Annotated in this window: 6 protein-coding genes; 3 read left to right on the forward strand and 3 right to left on the reverse strand. The window is 69.7% G+C overall.

Annotated elements, in window-relative coordinates; genetic code table 11:
- Positions 1–3: 3 nt before the first annotated feature.
- On the reverse strand, positions 4–672 hold the full coding sequence (locus ACLML9_RS15000) for a PaaI family thioesterase (protein WP_411946101.1): 669 nt from the start codon (positions 670–672) through the stop codon (positions 4–6).
- Positions 673–895: 223 nt separating this feature from the next.
- Here ACLML9_RS15000 and ACLML9_RS15005 point away from each other — a divergent pair, with 223 nt between their 5' ends.
- From ACLML9_RS15005 to ACLML9_RS15015, 3 genes are all read left to right on the forward strand, one after another.
- The gene (locus tag ACLML9_RS15005) at positions 896–1,186 is read left to right on the forward strand and encodes a thioredoxin family protein (protein WP_411946102.1); all 291 of its coding nucleotides are present in this window, start codon (positions 896–898) and stop codon (positions 1,184–1,186) included.
- On the forward strand, positions 1,183–2,598 hold the full coding sequence (locus tag ACLML9_RS15010; protein ID WP_411946103.1) for a serine/threonine-protein kinase: 1,416 nt from the start codon (positions 1,183–1,185) through the stop codon (positions 2,596–2,598). Before ACLML9_RS15005 ends, ACLML9_RS15010 begins: the two co-directional genes overlap by 4 nt.
- Positions 2,599–2,697: 99 nt before the next feature.
- Positions 2,698–3,519, forward strand: coding sequence for an IclR family transcriptional regulator (locus ACLML9_RS15015; protein ID WP_411946104.1), 822 nt, complete (start codon positions 2,698–2,700; stop codon positions 3,517–3,519).
- Positions 3,520–3,553: 34 nt separating this feature from the next.
- On the opposite strand, the gene ACLML9_RS15020 is transcribed toward ACLML9_RS15015, so the two are convergent.
- Positions 3,554–5,254 (reverse strand): FAD-binding dehydrogenase, encoded by a 1,701-nt coding sequence (locus tag ACLML9_RS15020; RefSeq protein WP_411946105.1) that lies wholly within the window; start codon positions 5,252–5,254, stop codon positions 3,554–3,556.
- A 68-nt stretch (positions 5,255–5,322) separates the two neighbouring features.
- Positions 5,323–6,009, reverse strand: a complete 687-nt coding sequence (locus tag ACLML9_RS15025) for a heme oxygenase (biliverdin-producing) (RefSeq protein WP_411946106.1) — start codon at positions 6,007–6,009, stop codon at positions 5,323–5,325.
- Positions 6,010–6,090: the final 81 nt, after the last annotated feature.

The following is a 6,090-nucleotide window of genomic DNA, read 5'->3' on the forward strand; positions in this document are numbered from 1 at the left end:
GGATCAGGGCTGGCCGGGCTTCAAGACGATGAACAGGCCGTGGGCCTCGGCGCAGAGCCGGTCGCCGTCGTGCAGCGTGGCCTTGATCCAGACCTTGCGGCCCTCTTGGCGTTCGGCCCAGGCATGCAGCGCCAGTTCCTTGTTCAACGGTGTGATCGACCGATAGTCCACCGTGAGCGATGCCGTACGGGTCACCGACCCGGAGTGCGCCGATCCGGCCAGCCCCATCAGATCGTCGAAGCCCAGCGAGATGTACCCGCCGTGGGCGGCGGCGTTACCGCCGAGATGGAAGGTGCGGTAGGTGATCCGCGCCTGGACACCGTCGCGGTTCACCCGATCCACCTGGTACGGCGGCAGCGTCACGTTGCCCCGGGAGGGTAGATCGAACCGGGTCCAGCCCGGCGCGTCCCATTCCTCGCCGACATAGGCGCCCAGCCGGTCGTTCAGCTTCTCCAGGATGCCGGCCGCTTCCTGCACCAGATCGTCCGGCGGCACCGCCAGCCGGGCACGGTCCATGAGCGTGCGCACCTGTTCGATGAAGTCGCCGTAGTGCGGGCCGCCGCGGCTGGTGTCGACAGTGCGGACCGCCTCCATCAACTCCGACATCGGCCGGAATCCGCCCTCGTGATGCTCGGCATCGGGCAGGACGTCCCCGGCCTCGTTCTCGCTCATGAGAACACGTTATCGTCACAGGTGCGGCCGGGCGGCGGCCGGGGCCGCCGCACGAGGTGCGCGACCGGGCCGCGCGGCACCGCCCCCGGCCGCGTAGGCTGCCGGATATCGGCGGTCGGAGTGTGCCTTTCCTCCCGGCTGCCGGAGCCCGTTCGTACACGGATTGCGGACGGGGCCAGTACGCACGCGGGGCGGTCCGGGGTCGGGCCGCGGGAGGACTACCATGCCGACGACGCCCCTGACACAGCAGAGTTTCCAGACGGTGGTGTCCACCAATCACATCGTGCTGGTGGACTTCTGGGCGACCTGGTGTGGTTGGTGCACCCGGTTCGCGCCGGTTTTCGAGGAGTCCTCGGAGTTGCACCGCGATATCGTGCACGCCACCGTGGAAGCGGAGGCCGAGCCCGCGCTCGCGGCCGCCGCGCCCTCGGCACCGGCGCCGGCCACGGCGGGCCGGGCGGGTCCCGCGCCCGGCCCGCAGGCCTACGGCCGGCCCGGCCCGCGCACCGCGTGAAGAGCGGCCTCGAACCGGGCCAGATCTTCGCCGGTTACCGGATCGACCGCCTGCTGGGCGCCGGCGGAATGGGCGAGGTCTATCTCGCCCGCGACCGTGATCTGCCGCGGCCCGTGGCGCTGAAGTTGCTGACCCCCATCGCCGGCGACGACCGCGACGTCCGGGCCCGCTTCCTGCGGGAGGCCGATACCGCGGCGCGGCTGTCCCATCCCAATATCGTCGCCGTGTACGCCCGCGGCGAGGAACAGGGCCGGCTGTGGATGGCGATCCAGTACATCGAGGGCACCGATGTGGCGGCGGTGCTGCGGCGCGGGCCGGTACGGCCCGATCACGCGGTGCGGATCACCGAGGAAACCGCGCGCGCCCTCGATCACGCCCACGCGGCGGGTGTACTGCACCGGGACGTGAAACCCGCGAACATCCTGCTGGCCTGGGGTGAACAGCAGCAGGTGTACCTCTCCGATTTCGGTATCGCCAAAGCGCTGGATCGTACCGACGGACTCACGCGCACCGGAGAGTTGTACGCGAGTTTCCACTACGCCGCGCCCGAGCAGTTCGAGATGCGCCCCGATATCGACCGCCGCGCCGACGTGTACTCGCTCGGCTGCACCCTCTACTACCTGCTGACCGGGCGCTTGCCGTATCCGGTCGCGACCACCGGGGCCCTCATCAACGCCCATCTCAATGCTCCGGTGCCACGGCCCTCGGCGGTGGATCCGCGGCTGCCGTCCGGATTCGACGGCGTCATCGCCCGCGCCATGGCCAAGGACCGGGACGAACGGTTCTCCGGCTGCGGTGAATTGGCACTGGCCGCGCGCCGCGCGCTCACCGAACCCGCGGTGACCGTGCCGGCCGTGCGCACCGTGCCGGTTCCGGCGCCGCCCGCCGCGGTCGGACAGGCCGAACCGCCGCGCGCGCGGCGCCGTCTGCTCGCGTCCCTCGCCGTGGTCGCGGTGGTCGGTGCGAGCGTCTGGCTCACCGACCTCCTGCGCGGTGGGGGCGGTGAAGTGGCCGCGCCGCCTCCCGCCGATGCGAAAACCGCCGCCGAACAGGCGGCCTGCGCGTACACCGCGCTCGTCGCCGGCTACGACTACGACGACCCGGCGGGCTGGGAGCAGAAGGTACAGGCCGGCGCCACCGGCCAGTGGAAGAGCCAGGCCGCGACCGTGCTGCCGATGGTCCGGGTACTGATCTCCGCCGACCCGGAGCGTTCCCGGGCGGGGGACACCAACTGTACGGCGACCATGACCGACGGCGACACCCGCGCCGACGTCCAGGTACAGATCACCACTGTCAATCAGGTTGCGGGCGAGGCGGAGACGACGCGGGAGCAGTCGGTGTCCACGGTGATGGAACTGGTGGACGGACGGTGGCTGTGCAGTGTTTTCAACGCACCCTTCTTGCCGAGTTGAGCGGCCTGTGATGGTTCGCACGGGTACGGAAAGGGGCATGGTCGGTACGGTGCGGTTCGCTGCGCATATGCTGGCCGGGCTGCACGATGGAGGTAAGTCATGACGGTCGAGGTGCTGGCCGACCCGGAGCCGGGCGGGTCGTGGCGGGGTGCGCAAACCCCGGCCCGGCCCGCGCCCCCCGTGTCGATGATCGAGCGGATGACATTGATCCTGGACGCTTTCGAGCCGGCGACGCCCGTGCTCACGCTGCAGGATCTGGTGGAACGCACCGGGTTGCCGCGTTCCACGGTCCATCGCATCCTGGACCAGATGATCCGGTTGCGCTGGCTGGCGCACTATCCGGGCGGTTACCGGCTGGGCCTGCGCACCCTGGAACTGGGTGGGCTGGCCGCGGGCCACAACGAATTACGGGCGGTGATCGGCCCGCTGCTGCACGAGCTGTGCCAGCGCACCCTGTCGGTCGGGCATCTGGGGGTGCTCGACGGCCGCGATGTCGTCTATCTGGACAAGACCGGCGGCCGGCAGAGCGCGGCCGTCCCCACCCGGGTCGGCGGTAGATTGCCGGCGCACAGCACCGCGCTGGGCAAGGCGCTGCTGGCGAGCCTGGATCCCGGCGTGGTGGAAACCTCACTGCGCGAACAGCTTCCCCGGCTGACCCCGCGCACCATCGGTGATCGACTGGAACTGCATCGGGAGCTGGCGCGGATCCGCGGCAGGCAGGGTATCGCCGTCGACAACGAAGAAGCGGTCTCCGGTATCGGCTGTGTGGCCGTACCGGTACGCCGCCGCGGGGTCACGGTGGCGGCATTGTCGCTGGCCACCCGGATCGGTTCCGGTCGCCCGGCCATCGATACCGGACGACAGGCCCGGCAGCTGTCGGCGCTGGCCGCCGAGGCGGGACGGCTGCTCTCGCAGGACTAGACCGGGCCCGGCCGTGGCAGGCCGGGCCGGCTGTTCAGGCGTGGCTCAGCGTGGTGGCGAGTGCACGGCCGGCGGTCCGGCCGGAAAATATGCAGCCGCCCAGGAACGTTCCTTCCAGGGCGTTGTATCCGTGCACGCCGCCGCCGCCGAAGCCGGCGACCTCTCCGGCGGCGTAGAGGCCGGGCAGCGGGGTGCCGTCCGGTCGCATCACCCGGGAATGAAGATCGGTCTGCAGTCCGCCGAGGGTTTTGCGGGTCAGGATATTGAGCCGGACCGCGATGAGCGGGCCGGCGGCCGGATCGAGAATCCGATGCGGTTTGGCGACCCGGGCGGTGCGGTCCCCGAAGAAGGTGCGCGCGTTATGGATCGCCGTCACCTGGGCGTCCTTGCTGAACTTGTTGGTGATCTCGCGATCGCGGGCCACGATCTGCCGTTCCATTGCGGCGTAGTCCAATTGCGGGCCGCGGGCGAGGCCGTTCATTCCGTCGACGAGTTCGCGCAGCGTATCGGCCACCACGAAATCGACCCCGTGTTCCTTGAACGCCTCCACCGGTTGCGGGGCGCCCTTGGTGAAGCGGCTGCGGACCGTGGTGAGCCGGTCCTTGCTGGTGATGTCCGGGTTCTGCTCGGACCCGGACAGCGCGAATTCTTTCTCGATGATCGACTGGGTCAGCACGAACCACGAATAGTCGTAGCCGGTCGCCAGAATCGCCTTCATGGTCGAATTGGTATCGAAACCGGGGAAGCACGGCGCCGGCAGTCGTCGACCGTTCGCGTCGAACCACAGCGACGACGGGCCGGGAATGATCCGGATGGCGTGATCGGGCCAGATCGGGTCCCAGTTGTTGATGCCTTCGGTGTAGTGCCACATCCGGTCCCGGTTCACCAGGGCGGCGCCGGCCGATTCGGAGATACCGAGCATTCGCCCGTCCACATGGGCGGGCACTCCCGAGATCATGGTGCGCGGTGCGGGGCCGAGCCGGTCCGTCGGCCAGTTCTGCCGGATGAGGTCGTAATTGTGGCCGATACCGCCGGAGGTGACCAGCACGGCCCGGGCGTGGAGTTCGAAATCGCCCACCACCGTGCGCGAGGACGCGACACCGCGGGCGAGTTCGGTCGGTTCGAGAACGCTGCCGCGCACCCCGGTGACCGCGCCGTCGTGGACGAGCAGTTCGTCGACCCGGTGGCGGAACGCGAAACGCACCAGGCCCTTGCGCTCGGCGTCCAGCACGGGATTCAGGAACACCTCGAGCACGCCCGGCCCGGTGCCCCAGGAGATATGGAACCGCGGTACCGAGTTCCCGTGCCCGTCGGCGAGGGCGCCGCCGCGTTCGGCCCAGCCGACCAGCGGGGTTACCCGCAGGCCGAGGTCGTAGAGATAGTCGCGCTTCTCGGTGGCGGCGAACCGGACGTAGGCCTCGGCCCACTGCCGGGCCCAATGGTCCTCGTCGTCGCGGTCGAACCCGGCCGAACCCAGCCAGTCCTGCAGCGCCAGCTCGTAGGAGTCCTTGATACCGAGGCGCCGCTGCTCCGGGCTGTCCACGAAGAACAGGCCGCCGAGCGACCAGAACGCCTGGCCGCCCAGGTTGTTGCGGTTCTCCTGGTCGAGTACGAGCACCCGGTGTCCGGCCTTGGTCAGCTCATAGGTGGCGACGAGACCGGCCAGCCCGGCCCCGACGACGATCACGGGGTACTCGTCGGCCGGTACCGGGTCGGCGGGAGAGGTTTCGGACACGGTTCACCCTTCGCTCACGGTGGCTACGGGCCGGAATGTATCAGACGACCAGGTCGGCCGGTCGCCGATCAGGAAGGGCGCCGGGCCGGGAATTCGGCGGCCAGTTCGGTGAACACCGCGCGGTTGAGTACGAAGGCGCGTTTGCCCTCGTCGAGGATGCGGCGCTGCTCGAGCTCGTCCACCCCGATCCGGTCGAGCAGTGCCCGGTAGTCGCGTTTGAACGCCGCGGGATTACCGATCTGCTCGAAGACGTAGAACCGCACCCCGTCGCCCCGGTGGGGTAGGTCCCACAGTTTTTCCGCATTGCCGCGGATCACCTGACCGCCGGAGAGGTCACCGAGGTAACGGGTGTAGTGGTGGGCGATATAGCCGCCCGGCCATGTCCGGGCGCATTCCTCGATCCGCGCGGCGTAGGCGGCCGTGGCGGGCAGCGGCATGAGTTCTTCGCGCCAGCCCGGGCCGGCGAGATGGGCGAGGTCCCGTTCCAGCTCGGCGGTGCGGGCCAGTTCCGGTTTGATGAACGGGCCGGCCACCGGGTCGGTGGCGAGCGCGTCGGCATGCGACTCCAGGGCCCGGTAGATGAACCAGAGCTGACCGGTGTATCGGCGATACGACTCGAGCCCCAGTGACCCGCCCAGCATCTCGGTGATGAAGGTCGAGTTCTCTGCCTCCTCGTGTTCGCGGGTGGTGGCCTCCCGGATCCGGGTGGAGAACGAGGACACGGCCGGTTCGGCGGTTTCGGGGGCGTCCGGCATCGAGTGAACCTTCCTGCGAATGCGGTGCGGGCACCTCGCCCGGACCGATTGCGCCGGTCGCGCGGTGTGCCGGGCACACCG

This window comes from Nocardia sp. NPDC002869, from assembly GCF_046764065.1.
Taxonomy (GTDB): domain Bacteria; phylum Actinomycetota; class Actinomycetes; order Mycobacteriales; family Mycobacteriaceae; genus Nocardia; species Nocardia rhamnosiphila.